Annotated in this window: 20 protein-coding genes, 1 pseudogene and 1 riboswitch; of the genes and pseudogenes, 9 read left to right on the forward strand and 12 right to left on the reverse strand. The window is 72.0% G+C overall.

Annotation, left to right across the window (positions count from 1 at the left end; translation table 11 throughout):
* The first annotated feature begins 206 nt into the window (after window positions 1-206).
* The 4 genes from ACWCRD_RS20910 (at window position 207) to ACWCRD_RS20925 (ending at window position 3,059) form a co-directional block, all read left to right on the forward strand.
* A complete protein-coding gene (locus tag ACWCRD_RS20910) occupies window positions 207-1,376 on the forward strand; it encodes a steroid 3-ketoacyl-CoA thiolase (RefSeq protein ID WP_450967283.1) in 1,170 nt (389 codons plus the stop codon).
* A 165-nt stretch (window positions 1,377-1,541) separates the two neighbouring features.
* Window positions 1,542-2,084 (forward strand): N-acetyltransferase family protein, encoded by a 543-nt coding sequence (locus ACWCRD_RS20915; RefSeq protein ID WP_450967284.1) that lies wholly within the window; start codon window positions 1,542-1,544, stop codon window positions 2,082-2,084.
* A 55-nt stretch (window positions 2,085-2,139) separates the two neighbouring features.
* Window positions 2,140-2,598 (forward strand): hypothetical protein, encoded by a 459-nt coding sequence (locus ACWCRD_RS20920; RefSeq protein WP_450967285.1) that lies wholly within the window; start codon window positions 2,140-2,142, stop codon window positions 2,596-2,598.
* Window positions 2,595-3,059: a pyridoxamine 5'-phosphate oxidase family protein gene (locus ACWCRD_RS20925; RefSeq protein ID WP_450967286.1), complete on the forward strand. Its 465-nt coding sequence runs from the start codon at window positions 2,595-2,597 to the stop codon at window positions 3,057-3,059. Before ACWCRD_RS20920 ends, ACWCRD_RS20925 begins: the two co-directional genes overlap by 4 nt.
* Here ACWCRD_RS20925 and ACWCRD_RS20930 read toward each other — a convergent pair.
* Window positions 3,032-5,311, reverse strand: a complete 2,280-nt coding sequence (locus ACWCRD_RS20930; protein ID WP_450967287.1) for an NB-ARC domain-containing protein — start codon at window positions 5,309-5,311, stop codon at window positions 3,032-3,034. The two genes, ACWCRD_RS20925 and ACWCRD_RS20930, sit on opposite strands and share 28 nt — an antisense overlap.
* A 120-nt stretch (window positions 5,312-5,431) precedes the next feature.
* Between ACWCRD_RS20930 and ACWCRD_RS20935 the strand changes: the two genes are divergently transcribed.
* Window positions 5,432-6,265, forward strand: coding sequence for an alpha/beta fold hydrolase (locus ACWCRD_RS20935; RefSeq protein WP_450967288.1), 834 nt, complete (start codon window positions 5,432-5,434; stop codon window positions 6,263-6,265).
* Between the two features lie 18 nt (window positions 6,266-6,283).
* On the opposite strand, the gene ACWCRD_RS20940 is transcribed toward ACWCRD_RS20935, so the two are convergent.
* Window positions 6,284-6,964 (reverse strand): YoaK family protein, encoded by a 681-nt coding sequence (locus ACWCRD_RS20940; protein WP_450967289.1) that lies wholly within the window; start codon window positions 6,962-6,964, stop codon window positions 6,284-6,286.
* 101 nt (window positions 6,965-7,065) lie between these two features.
* Between ACWCRD_RS20940 and ACWCRD_RS20945 the strand changes: the two genes are divergently transcribed.
* Window positions 7,066-8,322: an alpha/beta hydrolase gene (locus ACWCRD_RS20945; RefSeq protein ID WP_450967290.1), complete on the forward strand. Its 1,257-nt coding sequence runs from the start codon at window positions 7,066-7,068 to the stop codon at window positions 8,320-8,322.
* 15 nt (window positions 8,323-8,337) lie between these two features.
* On the opposite strand, the gene ACWCRD_RS20950 is transcribed toward ACWCRD_RS20945, so the two are convergent.
* The 6 genes from ACWCRD_RS20950 to ACWCRD_RS20975 form a co-directional block, all read right to left on the reverse strand.
* Window positions 8,338-8,757, reverse strand: a complete 420-nt coding sequence (locus tag ACWCRD_RS20950) for an aggregation-promoting factor C-terminal-like domain-containing protein (RefSeq protein WP_450967291.1) — start codon at window positions 8,755-8,757, stop codon at window positions 8,338-8,340.
* A 313-nt stretch (window positions 8,758-9,070) separates the two neighbouring features.
* On the reverse strand, window positions 9,071-9,883 hold the full coding sequence (locus ACWCRD_RS20955) for an ECF transporter S component (protein ID WP_450967292.1): 813 nt from the start codon (window positions 9,881-9,883) through the stop codon (window positions 9,071-9,073).
* Window positions 9,880-11,619 carry an ABC transporter ATP-binding protein gene (locus ACWCRD_RS20960; protein WP_450967293.1) on the reverse strand — a complete coding sequence of 580 codons (1,740 nt, stop codon included), beginning with the start codon at window positions 11,617-11,619 and terminating at the stop codon, window positions 9,880-9,882. Before ACWCRD_RS20960 ends, ACWCRD_RS20955 begins: the two co-directional genes overlap by 4 nt.
* A complete protein-coding gene (locus ACWCRD_RS20965; protein ID WP_450967294.1) occupies window positions 11,616-12,782 on the reverse strand; it encodes an energy-coupling factor transporter transmembrane component T in 1,167 nt (388 codons plus the stop codon). The genes ACWCRD_RS20960 and ACWCRD_RS20965 overlap by 4 nt, the downstream gene beginning before the upstream one ends.
* Window positions 12,775-13,410 carry an SCO2322 family protein gene (locus ACWCRD_RS20970; protein ID WP_450967295.1) on the reverse strand — a complete coding sequence of 212 codons (636 nt, stop codon included), beginning with the start codon at window positions 13,408-13,410 and terminating at the stop codon, window positions 12,775-12,777. The genes ACWCRD_RS20965 and ACWCRD_RS20970 overlap by 8 nt, the downstream gene beginning before the upstream one ends.
* Window positions 13,407-14,600 (reverse strand): prenyltransferase/squalene oxidase repeat-containing protein, encoded by a 1,194-nt coding sequence (locus tag ACWCRD_RS20975; RefSeq protein ID WP_450967296.1) that lies wholly within the window; start codon window positions 14,598-14,600, stop codon window positions 13,407-13,409. The genes ACWCRD_RS20970 and ACWCRD_RS20975 overlap by 4 nt, the downstream gene beginning before the upstream one ends.
* Before the next feature lie 119 nt (window positions 14,601-14,719).
* Window positions 14,720-14,850, reverse strand: a riboswitch (cobalamin riboswitch).
* Window positions 14,851-14,965: 115 nt separating this feature from the next.
* Between ACWCRD_RS20975 and ACWCRD_RS20980 the strand changes: the two genes are divergently transcribed.
* Complete coding sequence (locus ACWCRD_RS20980; protein ID WP_450967297.1) at window positions 14,966-15,232, forward strand: hypothetical protein; 267 nt, start codon at window positions 14,966-14,968, stop codon at window positions 15,230-15,232.
* 9 nt (window positions 15,233-15,241) lie between these two features.
* Here ACWCRD_RS20980 and ACWCRD_RS20985 read toward each other — a convergent pair whose 3' ends face one another.
* The 3 genes and pseudogenes from ACWCRD_RS20985 to ACWCRD_RS20995 all read right to left on the reverse strand — a co-directional run bounded on the left by ACWCRD_RS20985 (window position 15,242) and on the right by ACWCRD_RS20995 (window position 17,167).
* Window positions 15,242-15,655, reverse strand: coding sequence for a RidA family protein (locus tag ACWCRD_RS20985; protein WP_450967374.1), 414 nt, complete (start codon window positions 15,653-15,655; stop codon window positions 15,242-15,244).
* Window positions 15,650-16,096 (reverse strand): annotated as a pseudogene (locus ACWCRD_RS20990) (nuclear transport factor 2 family protein); the annotation flags it as partial. The pseudogene ACWCRD_RS20990 and the gene ACWCRD_RS20985, both read right to left, overlap by 6 nt.
* A 42-nt stretch (window positions 16,097-16,138) precedes the next feature.
* The gene (locus tag ACWCRD_RS20995) at window positions 16,139-17,167 is read right to left on the reverse strand and encodes an MBL fold metallo-hydrolase (protein WP_450967298.1); all 1,029 of its coding nucleotides are present in this window, start codon (window positions 17,165-17,167) and stop codon (window positions 16,139-16,141) included.
* 189 nt (window positions 17,168-17,356) lie between these two features.
* On the opposite strand from ACWCRD_RS20995, the gene ACWCRD_RS21000 reads away from it, so the two are divergent.
* Together ACWCRD_RS21000 and ACWCRD_RS21005 are read left to right on the forward strand one after the other, a co-directional pair.
* On the forward strand, window positions 17,357-18,814 hold the full coding sequence (locus ACWCRD_RS21000) for an aldehyde dehydrogenase (protein ID WP_450967299.1): 1,458 nt from the start codon (window positions 17,357-17,359) through the stop codon (window positions 18,812-18,814).
* A 4-nt stretch (window positions 18,815-18,818) separates the two neighbouring features.
* Window positions 18,819-19,091 (forward strand): ferredoxin, encoded by a 273-nt coding sequence (locus ACWCRD_RS21005; RefSeq protein WP_450967300.1) that lies wholly within the window; start codon window positions 18,819-18,821, stop codon window positions 19,089-19,091.
* A 264-nt stretch (window positions 19,092-19,355) separates the two neighbouring features.
* On the opposite strand, the gene ACWCRD_RS21010 is transcribed toward ACWCRD_RS21005, so the two are convergent.
* Window positions 19,356-19,997, reverse strand: coding sequence for a TetR family transcriptional regulator (locus ACWCRD_RS21010; protein ID WP_450967301.1), 642 nt, complete (start codon window positions 19,995-19,997; stop codon window positions 19,356-19,358).
* Window positions 19,998-20,073 lie beyond the last annotated feature (76 nt).

Raw genomic sequence — 20,073 nt, forward strand, 5'->3', positions numbered from 1 at the left:
TCAGGTTCTGGTTTGCCGTGAAGGTAGTAACGGGTTCTACAAGAGGCAAGAGGTGCGGCAAGCCGAATTGCATGCACGACTCTTGCGGTTGTGGACGCGGTGTCAGCAGACTGCTGCCAGAACTAGAACACGTACTAGTTCAGCGTGGCGGGGCCGGCCGGGACGCCCCCGCGCCGCGCGGGTACCGGAGGAGAGGATCCCCCACCATGGCCGCGGAACCCGTGATCGTAGAAGCCGTACGCACCCCCATCGGCAAGCGCGGCGGCGCGCTCGCCAACCTCCACCCCGCCTACCTCCTGGGCGAGACCTACCGTGAACTCCTCGGCCGCACCGGCATGCCCGCCGACGCGGTCGAACAGATCGTCGGCGGTACGGTGACGCACGCCGGCGAGCAGTCCATGAACCCCGCGCGCACGGCCTGGCTGACCATGGGGCTGCCGTACGAGACGGCGGCGACGACGGTCGACTGCCAGTGCGGCTCCTCGCAGCAGGCCTCGCACATGGTGGCCAACATGGTCGCCGCGGGCGTGATCGACGTCGGCATCTCGTGCGGTGTGGAGGCGATGTCGCGGGTGCCGCTGGGCTCGGGGTCGAAGCACGGCCCCGGAAAGCCGTTCCCCGACGAGTGGAACGTGGACCTGCCGAACCAGTTCGAGGCGGCGGAGCGGATCGCGCGCCATCGCGGCCTGACGCGGGAGAACGTCGACTCGCTGGGCCTGATCTCGCAGGAGCGGGCCGCCGCGGCCTGGGCCGAGGAGCGCTTCAAGCGGGAGACGTTCGCTGTCCAGGTCCCCACCACCGAGCAGGAACAGCGGGCCGGACAGGGCATGTGGCGGCTCGTCGACCGGGACGAGGGCCTGCGCGACACGACCATGGAGGCGCTCGCGGGCCTGAAGCCGGTCATGCCGACGGCCCTCCACACGGCGGGCAACTCCTCGCAGATCAGCGACGGCGCGGCGGCGATCATGTGGGCGTCCAAGCGGATGGCCCGCGCGCTGAAGCTGAAGCCACGGGCGCGGATCGTGGCCCAGGCGCTGGTGGGCGCCGACCCGCACTTCCACCTCGACGGACCGATCGACGCGACGCGGGCGGTGCTGGGCAAGGCGGGCATGTCCCTGAAGGACATCGACGTCGTCGAGATCAACGAGGCGTTCGCGTCGGTGGTGCTGAGCTGGGCGCAGGTCTTCGAGCAGGACCTGGAGAAGGTCAACGTCAACGGCGGCGCGATCGCGCTCGGGCATCCGGTGGGGGCGACGGGAGCGCGGTTGATCACCACCGCGCTCCATGAACTGGAGCGTACGGACAAGGAGTTCGCGCTCATCACCATGTGCGCGGGGGGTGGGCTGGCGACCGGGACGATCATTCAGCGGCTGTAGCGTCCGAACAGAGGGCTGGATCCCACCGGGCGGCGAAGGCGGAGGGTGGGGGGAGACCTCAGGCGTAGCGCCACTACCGGACCCGCGGGGTTCTCGCGGCGGTGGTCCCGCGGCCGGCGGTGGTAAGACGGTGTGGTTCGACTGTGCGAGGTGAGGCGGTGAACCATGGCGGAGACCGAGGTCGGGCGCCCCGTGACGGTGCGTGAGATGACGCCGGAGGACGAGCCGGGGGTCGCCGCTCTGTTCGCGGCCTGCGAGGACTACTTCGTCGCCGCGACCGGAGGTCCGGCGCTCCCGGCGGACGTACAGAGCCTGTACTACGCGCTGCCCGAGGAAGCGGACCCCGACCAGAAGCGGCTGCTGGTGATGTGCCGGGGCGAGAGCGTCCTCGGGCTGGTCGACGTCGTGGACCGGCACCCCGATGTCGCGGGCTGCTCGGTGGGGTTGTTCCTCGTCGCCCCCGAGGCGCGGCGCGAGGGAATCGGTGCGTACGTCGCTCGCCGGTTGCTCAAGGAGGCGGCCGGGCGCGGGATGCGGAACGTGACCGCCACTTGTCCGTCGGGGTGGGAGCCGGGCCTGGGCTTCCTGCGGAGCCTGGGCTTCGCTATCGGGGCGCCGCGTGAGACGCCCGGCGGGACCGTGGGCAACCGGCTGCGGCGGCCCGAGGAGGCCGGGCTGTGCACGGCGCGGTGGCAGCAGGCTCGCTGAGCGATGAGTTCCGCCCGCCGCTGCCGTCTGTACTGACGAGAGGGAGGTGCTCGTGATGGGTGCAGCGGCACAGCAGGAAGCCTTGAAGCGGCTGGATGTCCTGGTCGGGGAGTGGGTGGTGGAGGCCGAGTTTCCCGGCCTTGAGGTGCCTCCGGGGCGCAGTGTGTTCGAGTGGACCCTTGACGGGCGGTTTCTGGTCCAGCGGACGGAAGCGCCGAACCCGGCACCGAACAGCATGGCGGTCATCGCCGTCGACCCGGCGACGGGCGGCTACACACAGCACTACTACGACTCGCGGGGCGTCGTACGGCTGTATGCCATGACCTTCACCGACGGCGTGTGGCAGTTGCTGCGAGAGACCCCGGACTTCTCGCCCCTGGACTTCCGGCAGCGGTACACCGCGCAGGTCGGCGAGGACGGCGACACCATCCGTGGTGTCTGGGAGATGTGGCGGGACGACTCGGACGGCTGGCAGCAGGACTTCCCTCTGACGTACCGAAGGGTCCGCCGGTGAATCCCGGTCCCGGGGAGATCGTGCGCGGCGTCGTCGACGCGAACCTGTACATGGTGCTCGCCACCGCCGACGCGGACGGGCGGCCGTGGAGTTCTCCGGTGTACTTCGCCCACGAGGAGTACCGCGAGTTCTTCTGGGTCTCCTCGCCGGATGTCCGGCACTCCCGCAACATCGCCGTACGGCCCGAGGTGGGGATCTCCGTCTTCGACTCGTCCGCGGCGGTCTCCACCGGTCAGGGTGTGTACATGTCCGCCGTCGCCGCGCGCGTGGACGGGCCGGACGTCGAGCACGGCCTCGACGTCTTCTCCCGGCGTTCCTTGCTCCACGGCGGACGGGTCTGGACCGCCGAGGACATAGCGGGCGACTCCGGCATGCGGCTGTACCGCGCCGTCGCCGGCGACCACTCGATCCTGGCCAAGGATTGGCAGCCGGATCATCGGGTGGCGGTCGAGCTGGGGTGACGGGTGGCGTCGGCCCGGCGGGTCCGCTCGACCGCGGCCGCCGTATCCGCCGCGGAGGCCGTGTTGCCGAGCGCGGTGTACAGGGCGTGGGCCCGGGTGTAGTGGGTGTGGGCCTCTGCCAGGTCGCCGCAGTGTTCCAGGGCGGTGGCCAGGCCGGAGAGGGTGCGGGCCTGGAGGTGGTCGATGCCCTTGTGGGTGGCGGGGACCGTGACGGCCCGGTAGGCCTCGGCGGCCTCGGGCCAACGGCGCAGGGCGAGCAGGTCCAGGGCCGTCTCGTGCTGGAGGATGGCCCGCATGTAGTTGTCGAGGTCGGGCACGTCACCGGCCCGGGCGCCGAGCAGGGCGCGGTGGATGGCCAGGGCCCCCTCAGGGCGGCCGGCCTCGCGCAGGGCGCTGCCGAGGGCCCGCTGGGCGACCGCCCTTCCGGTGGTGTCGCCGGCGGCCTCGAAGAGCCGTACGGCGTTCTCCGCCGCCTCCACCGCCTCCTCGGGGCGTTTGAGGTTCATGCGGGCCCCGGTGAGGTAGGCCCATGCCCAGGCCTGCTGCCCGACGTCCTCGGCCTCGGTCGCCAACACCAGGGCGCGCCGGGCGAGTTGTTCGGCCTGCTCGTACTGGTAGCTGAACGAGTGCGCCCAGGCGAGGCAGTTGAGCTGGTGCGCCTCGGCAGCCGTGTCCCCGAGCGCAGCCGCGCTCCGGGCGCCGTACGAGAACAGGCTCTGCCACTCGGGCCACTTGTCCCAGCGGTCGGAGAACCAGTACAGGGTGCGTGAGGTGTGGAGGATCTCCCGGTGCCGGTCCGCCGCGAACATGAGGGGCAGCGCCCCGGCCCAGTGAGCGCGTTCGGCTCTCAGCCACGCCTCCGCCTCGTCGGCCGACGCGGGCGCGAAGGCCGGGACCTCACCGGGCCACGGTCGAGGCGCACCCGGCGCCTCGAACCAGCGGCCCGCCGCGGATGCCGAGCGCAGCAGCCAGTCCGCCGTGCGGAGGCCCACCGACTGTGTCTCCTCCTCGTCGAGTTGCTCACGGGCGAAGAGGCGCACCAGGTCGTGCAGGCCGTATCGGCCCGGCGCCGGCTCCTCCAGCAGGCCGCGGTCGACCAGGACGTCGAGGGAGTCCTCGGTCGTCCACGCGTCCTCGCCGGTCAGGACGGCCGCGAGGTCGGGGCCGGTGTCGGGCCCGGGCAGCAGCGCGAGCCGGCGCAACAGCATCCGGTGGGGGCCGGTGAGCTGGCCGTAGGACAGGGCGAGGGCGCTGCGCACGGCGAGGTCGCCCGCGATCAGGCCGTTCAACCGCCGCCCCTCGTCGCCGAGTTGGTCGGCCAGCCGGGACGGGGCCCAGCGCGGGCGGCTGGAGAGGCGGTTGCCGACGATCCGCAGGGCCAGCGGCAGATGCCCGCACAGCCCGGTGAGCCGGGCGATCGCCTCGGACTGGCCGTCGGTGCGCGCGGCCCCGAGGATCCGCTCCAGCAGCACCGCCGACTCGTGGCCGCTGAGCCCGCCGAGCCTGATCCGCCGTACCCCCTCCAGACCGGCCAGCGGCCGTCTGCTGGTGACCAGCACGAAACTGCCCTCGGCGTCCGGCAGCAGCGGCCTGGTGCGCTCCTCGTCGGCCGCGTCGTCGAGGACGATCAGCGCCCGCCGGGAGCCCAGGGCGGCCCGGTAGACGGCCTCCCGGGCGACCGGGTCCACCGGGATCCGCTCGGGCGGACGACCGAGCGCCGTCAGCAGCAGGACCAGCGCCTCGGCGGCAGGCAGCGGCGCCTCGCTCATGCCGTGCAGCCGCACACTGACACAGCCGTCCGGGAAGTGCCCGGCCAGCCGCCGCGCGGCCTCCGCGGCGAGCGTCGTCTTGCCCTGCCCGCCTGGCCCGAACAGCACCACCGCCCGGGGACCGGAACCGGTGACGAGCTCCTCCAGATCCGCCAGCTCCTGCTCCCGGCCGGTGAAGTCCGCGACGGTGCGCAGCAGATACGGCGACGGGCTCTGGCCGCCGCGTTCCCGGCCGGCGTCGGCCAGGCGCTGGAGGCGCTCGCGCTGCTCACCGTCCAGGGCCAGCGCGGCGGCCAGCGCGTCGACGGTGCGGCGCTGCGGTCCCCGGCTGCGTCCGCGCTCCATGTCGCCGAGCGCGCGGACACTGACTCCGGACGCCCCGGACAGCTCTTCCAGGGTCATCCGGGCGGCCCGGCGCAGGGATCGCAGCATCACCCCGAAGGGCGTGCCCCCTCGGGGCGTATCGAAGGCTTGACTGGTCATCACGACAATTACAGCAAGCGCTGGCCACTTCTGCCTGTGTTTCTGCCTGGTGACATCCCGTCACCCGTGGTGGGCTGGACCCCGTACCCAGAAGTCCCCGTCCATGGAGGGTGAACCGACATGCCTTACATCACCGTCGGCGAAGAGAACAGCGCGCCCATCGAGCTCTACTACGAGGACCACGGCACCGGACAGCCGGTCGTGCTCATCCACGGCTACCCGCTCGACGGCCATTCCTGGGAGCGGCAGGTGCCCGTCCTGCTGGAGGCCGGCCACCGGGTCATCACCTACGACCGCCGTGGCTTCGGCCGCTCCTCGCAGCCGACCAAGGGCTACGACTACGACACCTTCGCCGCCGACCTGGACAAGGTGCTGACCACGCTGGACCTGACCGACGCCGTCCTGGTCGGCTTCTCGATGGGCACCGGCGAGGTGGGCCGCTACCTGGGCACCTACGGTTCGGGCCGGGTGGCGAAGGCCGCCTTCCTGGCGTCGCTCGAACCCTTCCTGCTCAAGACCGACGACAACCCGACCGGCGTCGACCAGCAGGTCTTCGACGGCATCCTGGAGGCCGTCAGCAAGGACCGGTACGCCTACTTCACCGCGTTCTACCAGGACTTCTACAACCTGGACGAGACGCTCGGCAGCCGTATCAGCGAGGAGGCGGTGCGCAACAGCTGGAACGTGGCGGCCGGTTCCTCGGCGCACGCCTCGGTGGCCTGTGTGCCGACCTGGATCACCGACTTCCGGGCCGACGTGGCCAAGGTCGACGTGCCGACGCTGATCCTGCACGGCACCGGCGACCGCATCCTGCCGATCGACTCGACCGGGCGGCCCTTCCGCGCCCTGCTGCCCTCCGCCGAGTACGTGGAGATCGAGGGCGCCCCGCACGGCCTGCTGTGGACCCACGCGGAGGAGGTCAACACCGCGTTGCTGGCCTTCCTCGGCAAGTAAGCGGCACCGGGGCGGGTGTCACTCCCGCCCCGACGCCACCACCGCGAGCACGCCCGCCGTCACCGCCGCGACCAGCAGCGGAATGCCCAGGCCGTGGTGGAGCACCAGCCAGGCGCCGAGGCAGGCGCCGGCGGCCATCGCGACGACCGCCGCCGAACGGCGCGGCGAACGGCGGCCCGAGCCGCCGCCGGCCCGGGAGTCGGCGGCAAGGCCTGTCAGCGTCATCGTCAGGACGGTCGTCGTGGTGAGGCCGGGGACGTCGAGCTTGCGGACCGTCGCGTTGCGCAGGCCCATCGCGACGGCCGTGAGCCCGATCACGGCATAGCGGGTGCCGGCGACGTGCGGGGCGGCGAACGCGGCCGCGGCGGCCCCGCCCCCCAGCACCGCCTCCGCGGCGAGCGTGAGCCGCGCCCAGGTGCGCTTCGGACCGTCGCCCAGCCATCGCGTGACCCGCCCTCCGGCCACCGCGCCGAGCAGGAAGCAGACCAGCGAGGTCGCGGTGTGCGGTACGGAGAACCCGGGCGCCCCGGCCGCCGCGAAACCCAGCACCACCACATTGCCGGTCATGTTCGCGGTGAAGACGTGCCCGAGCCCCAGGTAACTGACCGCGTCGATCAGCCCGCTGACCACCGTCAGGCCCAACAGCACGAACACCAGGCGCAGCCCGCGCGCCCCCTGGTCGCTCTCACTCACGCTCATCAACTCCGGGCAGCCGGACGGGCAGGGTGCGCTCAAGTCCACCACGGACGCGGGGGCCACTCGGATGCCGACATTCGATGTGTGTCCGTAGCGTCGACGCCATGACCGATCAGACGCGCAAATCCTGTGGAACACCGGCCAGTTGGCGGACCCGGCGGGCTCTCGCCGCGGCGGCGGCCCTGGTGCTCGCGGGGCTCGCCGCGGCGCCCGTGGCCACCGCCGCCGAGCAGACGCACGCCGGGACGCGACGCGGAGACCTGGTCTCCGTCACCCCGGTCGCCGACCGCGACGCCGGGCAGGTCAGGAAGTTCGTGACCGACAGGGGCGTCGCCGCCGACCCCGTGCGGTACGGCGTACGGGCGTACCGGCTGACGTACCGGACCGTCGACCCGTACGGAGGGCCGACGACCGCGACCGGCCTGCTGACCCTCCCCAAGGGCGGCGCCCACCGGCTCGACCTGGTGTCCGACACCCACCCCACGATGGTCAAGCGCAGCTACGCGCCCTCCGCGAGCGAGGACAACGGCCGCATCCCGTCCTACCTGAACGCGAGCGCAGGGCGTGCGGTGGCCGCCCCCGACTACCTGGGCCTGGGGCAGGGCCCGGGCCCGCACCCCTACATGGACACGCGCTCGGGCGTCACCGCCTCCGTCGACATGCTGCGCGCCGCCCGCACGGCGGCGCAGCGGCTGGGACGCCCGCTCACCGGGGACGTCTACGCGACCGGCTTCTCACAGGGCGGCCAGATCGCGATGGCGCTGGGCAAGGCGCTGGAGCACGGCGTCGACGGCCACTTCCGGCTGAAGGCCCTCGCGCCGATCAGCGGCCCGTACGACCTGGAGGGCCAGGAGCTCCCCGCGCTGTTCGACGGCCGGGTCAACGACACCAGCGGGGTGCTCTACATCTCGTACTGGCTGGTCGCGCAGAACCGTCTGCACCCGATCTACAAGGACCCGGCGGAGGTCTTCCGCGCCCCGTACGCGAGCCGGGTCGAGGGCCTCTACGACGGGAACCACGAGGAGGACGACGTCATCAAGGCGCTCGCCCCCACGGTGAAGGACCTGCTCACGCCCGCCTTCCAGGAGCGGCTGCGGCACCTGTCGGGCCCGCTGCTGGACGCGACGCGCGCCGCCGATCACACCTGCGACTGGAAGCCGGACGTGCCGGTGCGGCTGTACGCCGGTGCCGGCGACACCGACGTGCCCATCGGCAACACCCGCTCATGCGCCCGCACCCTCGCCGGTCAGGGAACGAGGGTGCGGGTGGTCGATCAGGGAGCCGTGGACCACTTCGGCTCCTTCGCCGCGTCGGCCCCGCAGGTGGTGCGGTTCTTCGACGGCGTACGGGCTCGGGGCTGAGCCGGGTGCGGCGGCTCAGTACCAGTTGTGGGCCTGCCAGAAGGCCCAGGCGGCGGCCGGGCTGCCGTAGCGGGAGTTCATGTAGTCCAGGCCCCACTTGATCTGGGTCCTGGGGTTGGTCTTCCAGTCCGAGCCGGCGCTGGCCATCTTCGAGCCCGGGAGGGCCTGGACCAGGCCGTAGGCGCCGGAGGAGGAGTTGGTGGCGGTGACGTTCCAGCCGCTCTCATGCTCGACGATCTTGCTGAAGGCGTTGTACTGCGCCGCGCTCGGGATCATCTTGTGCGCGATCGCCTGAGCGCTGGCGGCCGAGTCGGCGGTCGCGGCGTGGGCGGGAGCCGCGGTCAGCACCATGCCGGCGGTGGCGGCGGCCACGGCGGCGGAGGCGAGGGCCTTCTTCGGGGACGCGATACGGCGGGCGATGCGGGAGACGAACACGAGGAACCTTTTTCTTCGGGGACAGAGGGTCGCGCGCAGCCCGGGGCCCGGAGTCCGGGAGACCCGGGGGCATGCGTCGGCGCCGTGGCCCTGAGGGCACTCGGCGCCGTGCGACGTCATCCAGAGAAACAGGCTCGGAGGGGGTCCGCAATGACCGTATTTGCTAGTTGTGGTCGTATGTGGGGGAGGTGATCGTCGTGTGACATGGCTCTCAAAGCGCAGGTCGGGGGCCGTTATGGCGTGGACATGGCGTCCGATATGCACTACTAGGGCGATTAGTGGGTGATGTGGGTCATGTGGGGTGGTTCACCGGTCAACGAGGGTCGAAAGTGACCGCCGTCTCGAACGCCGCCCGGCGGGTGGCTCTGCGTAGTGCCCTGAGCACGGCCGGGCCGAGCGTGAGCGTCAGTACGACGGTGACGACCGCCCGCCCCAGGTCCCAGCCGAGTGAGGTGGCCGCGCAGTACGCGAGGAAACGGGCCAGGTTGGCGGCGACGGCCGCCTGCGGGTCGAAGGCGATGCCCGAGGCGAGCGCGCCCATGAAGGGCCAGCCGGCCAGGTTCATGACCGTGCCGTAGGCGAAGGCGGCGAGGAAGCCGTACACGGCGAGGAGGGCGAGCTCGCCGCGGCCACGCAGACGGTCGGGTCCCGGGAGCAGCCCGGCCCCCATCGTGAACCAGCCCATCGCCAGCATCTGGAACGGCATCCACGGGCCCACCCCGCCCGTGAGCAGCGCGGACGCGAACATGGTGAGCGAGCCGAGGGTGAAGCCGAAGCCCGGGCCGAGCACGCGTCCGCTCAGCACCATCAGGAAGAACATCGGCTCGATGCCCGCGGTCCCCGCACCGAGCGGGCGCAGGGCCGCGCCGGTCGCCGCGAGCACCCCGAGCATGGCGACCGCCTTGGGGCCGAGCCCGGACTCCGCGATGGTCGCGGCCACGACGGCGACCAGCAGCACCAGCAGACCCGCGAAGAGCCAGGGGGCGTCCTGGGCGTGGGCGCCGAGCTGTGAGCCGGGCGGGGCGAGGAAGGGCCAGCCGAAGGCGGCCGCGCCCACGGCGCCGACCAGGGTGAGGGCCGTGAGCGAACGGGGGCCCAGGCGGATGGGGCGGGCCTGCGGTGTCATCCCAGGGCCTCCCGTACCTGCGCGACCGTGAGCCACTGCTGCGGGGCGAGGATCTTGGTGACCTGCGGGGCGAAGGACGGGGACGAGACGACGACCTCGGCCGTCGGCCCGTCCGCGATCACCTCGCCGTCGGCGAGCAGGACCACTCGGTGGGCCAGTTCGGCGGCCAGTTCGACGTCGTGCGTGGCCAGGACGATCGCGTGTCCCTCGACTGCCAGGTTGCGGAGCAGGGTCACGAGGCGGGCCTTCGCCGCGTAGTCCAGTCCGCGGGTGGGTTCGTCGAGGAGGAGCAGGGGTGGGCGGGCGGTGAGGACGACTGCCAGGGCGAGGGTGAGGCGTTGGCCCTCGGAGAGGTCGCGGGGGTGGGTGTCGTCCGTGACCTCGGTGATCTCGGGGAGGAGGGTCGACAGGAGGGTGCGGCAGGTGCCGGGGGTGGCGTCGGCGTCGCGGTCGGCTGCGGTGCACTCGGCTGCGACCGTGTCGGCGTAGAGGAGGTCGCGGGGTTCCTGCGGGACCAGGCCTACGTGGCGGATGAGGGTGGGGGGTGGTGTGCGGTGGGGGGTGAGGCCGCCGACGCTTACTGAACCCGTGGTGGGGGGTGTCAGGCCTACGAGGGTGTTGAGGAGGGTGGATTTGCCGGCGCCGTTGCGGCCCATGAGGGCGAGGGTTTCGCCGGGGGTGATGGTCAGGTCTATGTGGCGGAGGGCTTGGATGTTTGCGTGGCGGACGGATAGGGAGCGAACTTCTGCTGGGAGGCTGGGAGTTCGGTCGGGCTGGGCCTTTGTGCGTCGGCGCCGCCAAGTGGAGGTTGCTGTGGGGGTGGGTTCGCTTGCCCGCGCTTGCGGAGTGCCGCCTTTCTCTGGGTCGGGAGCCGCCCTGGCGGCACGATTGCCCGCAGGCTGCGTGCGGCTGTCCGCAGGCTGCGCGAGTCGGTCGCGGAGGTCCTCTGCCCGACGGCGGGCGTCCCTCACCGTCAGCGGTAGTGGGGACCAGGCTGCCAGGCGCCCCAGAGCCACCACAGGTGGATACACCGGCGATACGGCCATCATGGCGGCCGGAGGGCCCAGTTGCACGGGGGCTCCCGGGGTCGGCAGGACGGCGACCTGGTCTGCGTACTGGATGACCCGTTCCAGGCGGTGTTCTGCCATCAGGACAGTGGTGCCCAGGTCGTGGACCAGGCGTTGCAGGACCGCCAGGACCTCTTCCGCCGCCGCCGGGTCGAGGGCCGACGTCGGTTCGTCGAGGACCAGGACCCGGGGGTGCGGGGTGAGGACCGAGCCGATGGCGACGCGTTGCTGTTGGCCGCCGGAGAGGGTGGCGATGGGGCGGTTGCGGAGGTCGGCCAGGCCGAGGAGGTCGAGGGTCTCCTCGACACGGCGGCGCATCACATCGGGTGCCAGGCCCAACGACTCCATGCCGTAGGCGAGTTCGTCCTCGACGGTGTCCGTCACGAAGTGGGAGAGCGGGTCCTGGCCCACCGTGCCCACCACGTCCGCGAGTTCGCGCGGCTTGTGCGTACGGGTGTCGCGGCCCGCCACCGTGACGCGCCCCCGCAGGGTGCCGCCCGTGAAGTGCGGGACGAGACCGCTGACCGCGCCGAGAACGGTTGATTTCCCCACTCCTGACGGGCCGACCAGGAGCACCAGTTCGCCTTCCGGGACCTCGAAGTCCACGCCCCGGACGGTGGGTTCGGCCGCCCCCTCGTACATCACGGAAACATCCTCGAAGCGGATCACGACGGCTCCTTCGGGGCGATGAAGGCGGGCAGCAGGGCGAGGAGTACGGCCGCCGCCGGCCACAGGGGGAGCGTGGGGGCGGCGAGCGGGACGACACCGGGGTTCAGGGCCGCCGGGTCGGCGTCGGCGGCAAGGGTGAGCAGCGCGGCGACCACGGCGCCGGAGGCCGTGACCAGCCAGGCGCGGATGTCCCAGCGGTCGGGCCGGTATCGGGTACGCAGACTGCGCCGGCCGCCCAGCCGCAGACCGGCCAGGGCCGCGACGACCCCGGCGAGCAGCAGGGGCAGGCCGTATGTGCCGCCTTCGGCGGTGAGTAGCCCGTACGTTCCCGCGCAGACGCCGAGCAGGCCGCCGAGGGTGAGGGCGGCGGTGGTGCGGCGGACGGCGGGCGGGACCTCGGCCGTGCGGCCGTAGCCGCGGGCGTCCATCGCGGCGGCGAGCGCGACCGAACGCTCCAACGCGCCCTCAAGCACGGGGAGCCCGACCTGCAGCAGACCGCGGATGCCGCTGTCCGGGCGGCCGCGCAGACGGCGGGCGGCGCGCAGCCGCTGGACGTCGGCGATGAGGTTCGGGGCGAAGGTGAGGGCGACCACCACGGCGACGCCGGTCTCGTACAGGGCGCCGGGCAGGGACTTGAGGAGACGGGACGGGTTGGCGAGGGCGTTCGCGGCGCCCACGCAGATGAGGAGGGTGGCCAGTTTCAGGCCGTCGTAGAAGGCGAAGAGGAGCGACTCGGCGGTGACCCTGCCGCCCAGGCGGATGCCCTGCGCCCAGTGCGGGAGCGGGAGTTCCGGGAGGGTGGCGATCACGTGGGTGCCGGGAATGGGGGAGCCGAGCGCGACCGCGAAGACGAGACGGATGAGGAGGACGGCGAGGGCGAGTTTGAGGAAGGCGGAGTAGGCGTGGGAACCGGGGGTTCGGGGGCGGCAGGTGACGACGACGTACGCGGACGCCGTGATGAGGAGGGAGAGGAGGAGGGGGTTGGTGGTGCGGGTGGCTGCGGTGCCCAGGCCCAGGGACCAGAGCCACCAGGCTCCGGGGTGGAGTTGTGCGGGACGGTTCTTCGGGTCGGGTGCCGCCCCAGGCGGCACGAATGCCCGCAGGCCACGGGGGCGAGCGGCACGATTGCCCGCTTGCGCGGGCTTGGCAGCGCGGCTACGCATGCCTGCGTCGCCGTGCCTGCCACACGGCTGCTGCGGCCAGCAGCGCGACTGCGCCCGCCCCCACGAACAGCCCGACCGACGGACCGCCCGTCTTGTCCCCCTTCTGCGCGGCGGCTGTCGGCTTCTTCCCGCCGGAGACCTGCTCCCCGCACCCCTTCTCCGGATACCCGGCGATGGCGCACAGCAGGGCGTTCGTGTCGTACCGCAGCGGCTTCGCCACCGCCGCCAGCGCATCCGCCGTCGTGCCGTCGGCAGGCACCCGCGCGCAGACCGTGCGACGGACCGGCGGTGTCTCCCCGGACGGTGCGTCCGCCGCCGTACCGAAGTCGAGGACGAGCGCCACGCGCTTCTTGCCGTCCTGCGCGGGCGTCCGCGCGCAGATCACCGGGAACGACACCGCCCCACGCGGCTTCGCCGAGTCGCCCGAGTCCTCGCTCACCGAGAAGCGGAAGCCCTGGACGGCGCCGTCGGAGGGGCGGGCGGTGGCCGGGCCCTGGGTGGCGTACGTCCAGTGACCGGCGTCGTAGTCCCAGAAGGACCAGTAGCGGTAACCGGCGGCCTGCGCCTGGCCGCTGCCGGTCAGGGTCAGGAACAGGGCGGCGAGGAGCGGGGCGAAGCGGCGTATCACGGCTGCGCCTTCTTCTTGCGGCCGCTGATCAGGAAGCCGACGCCGATGCCGCCGACGAGGCCGACGCCGACCATCCACCAGACGCTGACGCCGGAGTCGTCCCTGTGGGCCGCCTTGTGCCGGTGCCTGGCGGGCGCGGGGCCGGTCGCGTTGAGGAGCTTGACCAGGTCCTGGCCGCCGAAGTCGTGGACGTCGAAGTGCTCCGCGTGCGCCGCGAGGATCAGCTCCGCGTATGCGGCCGGTCCGGCCTGCCGGGCCCACGCGGCGGAGTTGGTCTCCAGCCAGCGCATGGCGTCGGCAGCCTTGTCGCCGTGGCCCGCGGTGGCGAGGGCGAGGACCGCGTCGGCCGTGTTGCCGTAGTCGGGCTGGGGCTTGGCGCCGGGCAGCGCCGACGTCAGGTGCTTGTCCTCGGCCAGGGCCTTGACGAGGTACGCGGCACCGTTCTGCGCGGCCTGCTCGGGGCCGGTGGCCTTCTTGCACGTCGGAGTGGCGCCGGTGGATTCGGGGGAGTCCCCGGCCAGCCCCTTGCCGAGTGCGCCCACGACCGCGGCCGCGCTCGCGTCCGCGTTGGCGGACAGCCTGCCCTTCTTGTCCGGCTGGAAGGCGAAGGCACCCGAGCCGTCGCCGCCGCAGGGGAGGGCGAGCTTCAGCAGGGCGTCGTAAGGGGACTTGCCGTCCTTCACGACCTGGTCCGGCTTGTCGCCCACGGCGGTCAGCGCGCCGATGACGACGGACGTCGAGTTCGCGTCACTCGCTCCGCCCGGGGCGTAGCCCCAGCCGCCGTCCTCGTTCTGCACGGACTTCAGCCAGGCGACCGCCTTGCCGGTGACGCTCCCGTGTCCGCCGAGCGCGGCAAGGGCCTGCACGGCGGCGCCCGTGCTGTTCGTGTCCACCATGAGCTTCGCGTCACAGGCCTTCGCCGGGTCCGCGCGGAACGGCGCGAACGCCCCGTTGGCACACTGCTGTCCCGCCAGCCAGTCCACCGCCTTCGCCGCCGGCTTCACCCCCACGGTGTCCTGCGCGAGCAGCGCCAGCGACTGGCGCCAGACGCCGTCGTACTTCGGGTCGGAGGTGCCGTACAGCCCGGCGGGCAGGGACGGCGAGGGGGACGCGGCGAAGGCGGGGACGGCTGCACCGAGTACGACGGTGGTGGCGGCCAGGGCCGCGGCGCTGCGGCGGACGACGTTCATGATCGGCGGGTGCCTCTCCCTGCGGGAGCGGGCAGCACGGGACGACCCCGGCGGCTCGGCTCCGTATGCCTCGACGGTGCCGCACGCCGACGGGTGCCGACGCACGTGAGCCGGTCACAACCGCGCGGGGCAGTCCGGCTGGCCGCCCGGCGTGGGGCGGCTTCACGGTTGCGGGTCAGCGCCGGAATTGCACCGGCTTCCCCCCGTACGGCGTGATGACGACCCGGCCACTGTACCGGCCCGTAGGAAAACGCTGAGAGCCGCCTGTGAGGCGTGCGGCGCTATGTTCGGCCCATGACGACGGGAGGCTGCTCGGCACGGGCCGGATCAACGACAATGTGATGGTGACGTCCTAGGGGCCGTACGTGATCGACTGGAGGAATGCGGAGGAGGGTCACCCGGGCCTGGACTGGGGCATCTCCGCCATGATCCTCGCGCAGGTCGCCGTCGGGAACGAACCGGTCGCCGACGCCGCCCGCGCCATGCCGGCCGCCCTCCTCGCCGGCCCCTCCCACCTCACCGACGAGCGCCTGACGGAGGCCCGACGGCGGCGCGCGGCCAACGCGACGATGAGCCGAGAGGAGGTCGAACTCCTAGGAAAGGCAGAGGAGTTGATACGAGCGATCGCGTAGGGGGCGTGCTCAGCCGACGACGGCCACCGCGTCCACCTCCACCAGCACCCCCTCCCGGACCGGCTCCGCCACCACCGTCGTACGAGCGGGCAAGGGTGAGCAGTCCGTGAAGAAGGCCCGGTAGACGCGGTTGAACTCGGCGAAGTGGGTGCGGTCGGCCAGATAGCAGGTGCAGCGTGTGATCGACCGCCGGTCGCCGCCCGCCGCCGCGACGACGGCCTCGACGTTGGCGAGCACCTGCCGCGCCTGCGCGCCGAAGTCCGCGGGCATCTTCCCGGTCGCGGGATCCAGCGGGCCCTGCCCGGAGGTGAACAGCAGCGGACCGCTGCGCACCCCTTGGGACAGCGGCGGCGCGCTGCCGTCGGCGAAGGGGACGTAGGGCGCGCGGTCGGTGCGGACGGGTTCGAGGGGGCCGCGGCCGATGTGCGGGGTCGGGCCGCCGAAGGGGAGGTGCAGGGTGCGGGAGGCGAGCAGCCAGCGGCCGTCGACGCGGCGGAAGGTGTCCTCGTAGTGGCCCACTTGGACGGGAGGGCCGGCCAAGACCATGCCGCCCGTCCAGCCTTCGATCCGGTACGTCGTGAAGTACGAGGTGGCCTCGGCCGTGTCCGCCGAGGTCACCGTGGTGCGGATGTTGGACATCACCCGCCGCGAGAGCTTGTCCGCGGGACGCGCGCCGAAGTACTTCCGCAGCGCCTCCCGTCCCTCGGACCGCCGGCCGTCCCCCGGAGGGGGCCACTCCCACCAGCCGTCCTCCGTGAACAGCTCGGCCACGGAGGCCGGTTCGCCGAGGTCGAGGCGGTGGACGAAGTCGAGGATCAGACGCTCGCAGGCGCGTTCGGCGAGGAGTTGCTGCAACGGGTCCATGGGACCGTTGGTACCAGCGGCGGATCACCGGACGCGACCGCTTTACACCGCCACGTACGTCACCGGGCCGCTCCCCGCCACCGCCTCCGCCCGCCCCAGCTTCACCAGCCGCCGCAGATGCGCTTCGGCCTCCGAGACCGCGATGTTCCGCGACCCGTACGGGATCTGGGCCCAGGGCCGGTTCCATTCCATGCGCTCGGCGACCTGCCAGGGGGTGAGCGGCTCCACCAGGAGGGCCCTGAGGCCGGTGAGCCGCTCCTCGTGATGGTCCAGCAACTCCCGTACGCGGGCGGGAGCGTCGGCGAACACGTGCTGGTGGGCGGGGAGCACCTCGGCGGGGGCGAGACGGCCGACGCGTTCGAGGGAGTCGAGGTAGTCGCCGAGGGGGTCGGTGACCGTGGTGTCGTCGGGGTCCTCGTACAGGCCGATGTGCGGGGTGATCTCGGGGAGCAGGTGATCGCCGGAGAACAGCCGCCCGTGGCCCGGGAGTTGACCCGGATGCTGCTCCTCCAGGTGCAGGCAGACGTGGCCGGGGGTGTGCCCCGGCGTCCAGATCGCGCGCAGCCGGCGGCCCGGGAGGTCGAGCAGCTCGGCGGGGACGATCTCCCGGTCGGGCAGGGCGGGGGAGAAGCCCGGCAGAGTGGTGCGGGGGGCTGCGTCGCGCAGCGGCGCCACGTGCTCCTCGGGGGCGCCGGCGGCGATCAGCTTGTCGGTCATGTACGCGAACCAGCGTCCCGGCCGGGTGTCGCGGGTGCGCCGCACGATCGCCGTGTCCGCGGCATGCATGGCGATCCAGGCGCCGGACGCCTCGCGCACCCTGCCGGAGAGGCCGTGGTGGTCGGGGTGGTGATGGGTGATGACGACACCGTGCAGCTCGCCCACCGCCGTACCGCAGGCCGTCAGCCCCTCGGCGAGCGTCTCCCAGGAAGCGGGGTCGTCCCACCCCGTGTCGACCAGTACGGGCCCGCGGTCGGTGTCGACGACGTAGACCAGCGTATGACCGAGGGGATTGTCCGGGATGGGGACCTTGACCGACCGGACGCCTCCGCCGTGGTCGTACACCTGCGTCATGGGCTCCCCAATCACCGCGAACCGGCCACGCTCGGCCCACTATAACTAGAACGCGTTTCGATGGGAGCCCAAGTCACCTGCCCACACCCTCAACTCGTGTGCGGCCCGTGGACTCCTCCGAGGGGAACTGGTATCAGTGCCGTATCTGATGAACCGTCAGAGACAGGCGCTCCGGGGAGGCAGTCGGCCATGACCGAGCTCGTGGAACACGGACAGCTGTTCATCGGCGGGGAGTTGACCGACCCCCTCGGCAAGGACGTCATCGAGGTGATCTCGCCGCACACCGAGGAGGTCATCGGGCGGGTGCCGCACGCCTGCCGGGAGGACGTCGACCGGGCCGTCGCCGTCGCCCGTCGCGCCTTCGACGAGGGGCCCTGGCCGCGGATGACGCTCGACGAGCGGATCGAGGTCGTCACCCGGATCAAGGACGCGATCGCCGTACGGCACGAGGAGATCGCCCGCGTGATCTCCTCCGAGAACGGGTCCCCGTACTCCTGGAGCGTCCTCGCGCAGGCGCTCGGCGCGATGATGGTGTGGGACTCGGCGATCACCGTCGCCCGCAACTTCACCTACGAGGAGCAGCGCGACGGCGTGCTCGGGAAGATCCTGGTGCGGCGTGAGCCGGTCGGGGTCGTGGCGGCCGTGGTCCCCTGGAACGTCCCGCAGTTCGTGGCCGCCGCAAAGCTCGCGCCCGCGCTGCTCACCGGCTGCACGGTGGTGCTCAAGCCGTCGCCGGAGTCGCCGCTGGACGCGTACATCCTGGCCGACATCACCCGCGAGGCCGGACTGCCCGAGGGCGTGCTGTCGATCCTGCCCGCCGACCGCGAGGTCAGCGAGTACCTGGTCGGGCACCCCGGGATCGACAAGGTCGCCTTCACCGGCTCGGTGGCGGCGGGCAGGCGCGTGATGGAGGTGGCCTCCCGCAATCTCACCCGCGTCACACTGGAGTTGGGCGGCAAGTCGGCGGCGGTTGTCCTGCCGGACGCGGACGTGGCCACCACCGTCGCGGGCGTCGTCCCGGCGGCCTGGATGAACAACGGCCAGGCGTGCGTGGCCCAGACCCGCATCCTCCTGCCCCGCTCGCGCTACGACGAGTTCGCCGAGGCCTTCGCGGCGGCGGCGAGTGCGTTGATCGTCGGCGACCCGCTGGACACGGCGACCCAGGTCGGCCCCCTCGTCGCCAGGCGCCAGCAGCAGCGCAACCTCGACTACATCCGCATCGGCCAGGAGGAGGGCGCCAAGATCCTCACCGGCGGCGGCCGCCCGCCGGGCCTGGACCGCGGCTGGTACGTCGAACCGACCCTCTTCGGCGACGTCGACAACTCGATGCGGATCGCCCGGGAGGAGATCTTCGGCCCGGTGATCTGCCTGCTCCCGTACGGCGACGAGTCCGAGGCCCTGAAGATCGCGAACGACTCCGACTACGGGCTCAGCGGAAGCGTCTGGACCGCGGACGTGGCACACGGCATCGACGTCGCACGCCAGGTCCGCACCGGCACGTACTCGGTGAACACCTTCAGCCTCGACATGCTCGGTCCCTTCGGCGGCTACAAGAACTCCGGTCTGGGGCGGGAGTTCGGCCCCGAGGGCTATGGCGAGTACCTCGAACACAAGATGATCCATCTTCCGGCCGGCTGGGAGGGCTGAGCGGATGGGGGTACCTCCCGCGCGAGCGAATTCGAGCGTGGGGGCGGGCGACCGCTGGCATGTCGAGGTCGACCGCTCCGTCTGCATCGGCTCGGCCCAGTGCGTCCACCGGGCCACCGGCGCCTTCCGCCTCGACTCGGCCATGCAGTCGCACCCCGCCGAGCCGGAGACCCACGCCAACGAACGCATCCTGGAGGCGGCGGAGAACTGCCCCGTGGAGGCGATCGTGATCACGCTGCTGGGGAGTGGGGAGCCGGTGTTTCCGCCGGAGGAGTAGCGCCCGAAAAAGTACCCTTTCCGGGGTTTCATTCCCGGTCGGATGCTCTATTCTGGGAATTGGCCTACGGGACGAGTGAGGGAGTCCGAACCGGAGTAGCCGATTCTGGCGTGAAGCAGTCAGTCCGCTGGTACCGACGTCGACGGTCCGGGCTGAGAGGCCAAAAGGCCGTGGATCGCGAGGTCCGCGACTGGAAGGCGACCTCCACCACCTGACCCGGGTAGCTCCGGCGAAGGGAACCCGTCTCGTAGGTCTTTTGTGTGTCTAGGCCCGCGCTTGGGGCGTCGTCAGGTCGATCAGCCGGCACACCGTCTCGATGTCGATCTTGACCTGGGCGATGGAGGCGCGGCCCGAGAGCCAGGTGATCAGGGCCGAGTGCCAGGTGTGCTCGATGACCCGGACCGCGGAGAGCTGCTCGGGGGTCGGGTTCTCCAGGCCCATGGCGTCCAGGATGATCACGGTGGTCTGGCGGGAGACCTGGTCCACCTCGGGCGACACGCTCCGGTCGGCGAAGGTCAGCGCACGCACCATCGCGTCGGCCAGATGCGGTTCGCGCTGCAGCGCACGGAAGGCCCGCATCAGCGTCTCGGCGACCCGCTCGGCCGCCGTCTCGCCCAGCGGCGGCTTCTTCCGCAGCGTGCCGTGCATGTGCTCCAACTGGTCCTGCATGGTGGCGACCAGCAGATGGATCTTGGACGGGAAGTAGCGGTACAGCGTGCCCAGTGCCACCTGCGAGGACTCGGCCACCTCACGCATCTGCACCGCGTCGAAACCACCCCGGCTGGCCAGCTGCGCGCTCGCGTGCAGGATGCGCCGACGACGCGCCTCCTGCCGCTCCGTGAGGGGCGGGGAGGCCGGCTGCGAGGTACGTGCTTCCACCTTGGCCACCTTCGCTTGCGCAGGCATGGATCCCGTTCCGTACGTTCCGTGACTATCGGTGAGGGCTGGTGATCGCACCGAGTTTGGCAGGGCCTCCGCCGTG

The organism is Streptomyces sp. NPDC002092, assembly GCF_053593775.1.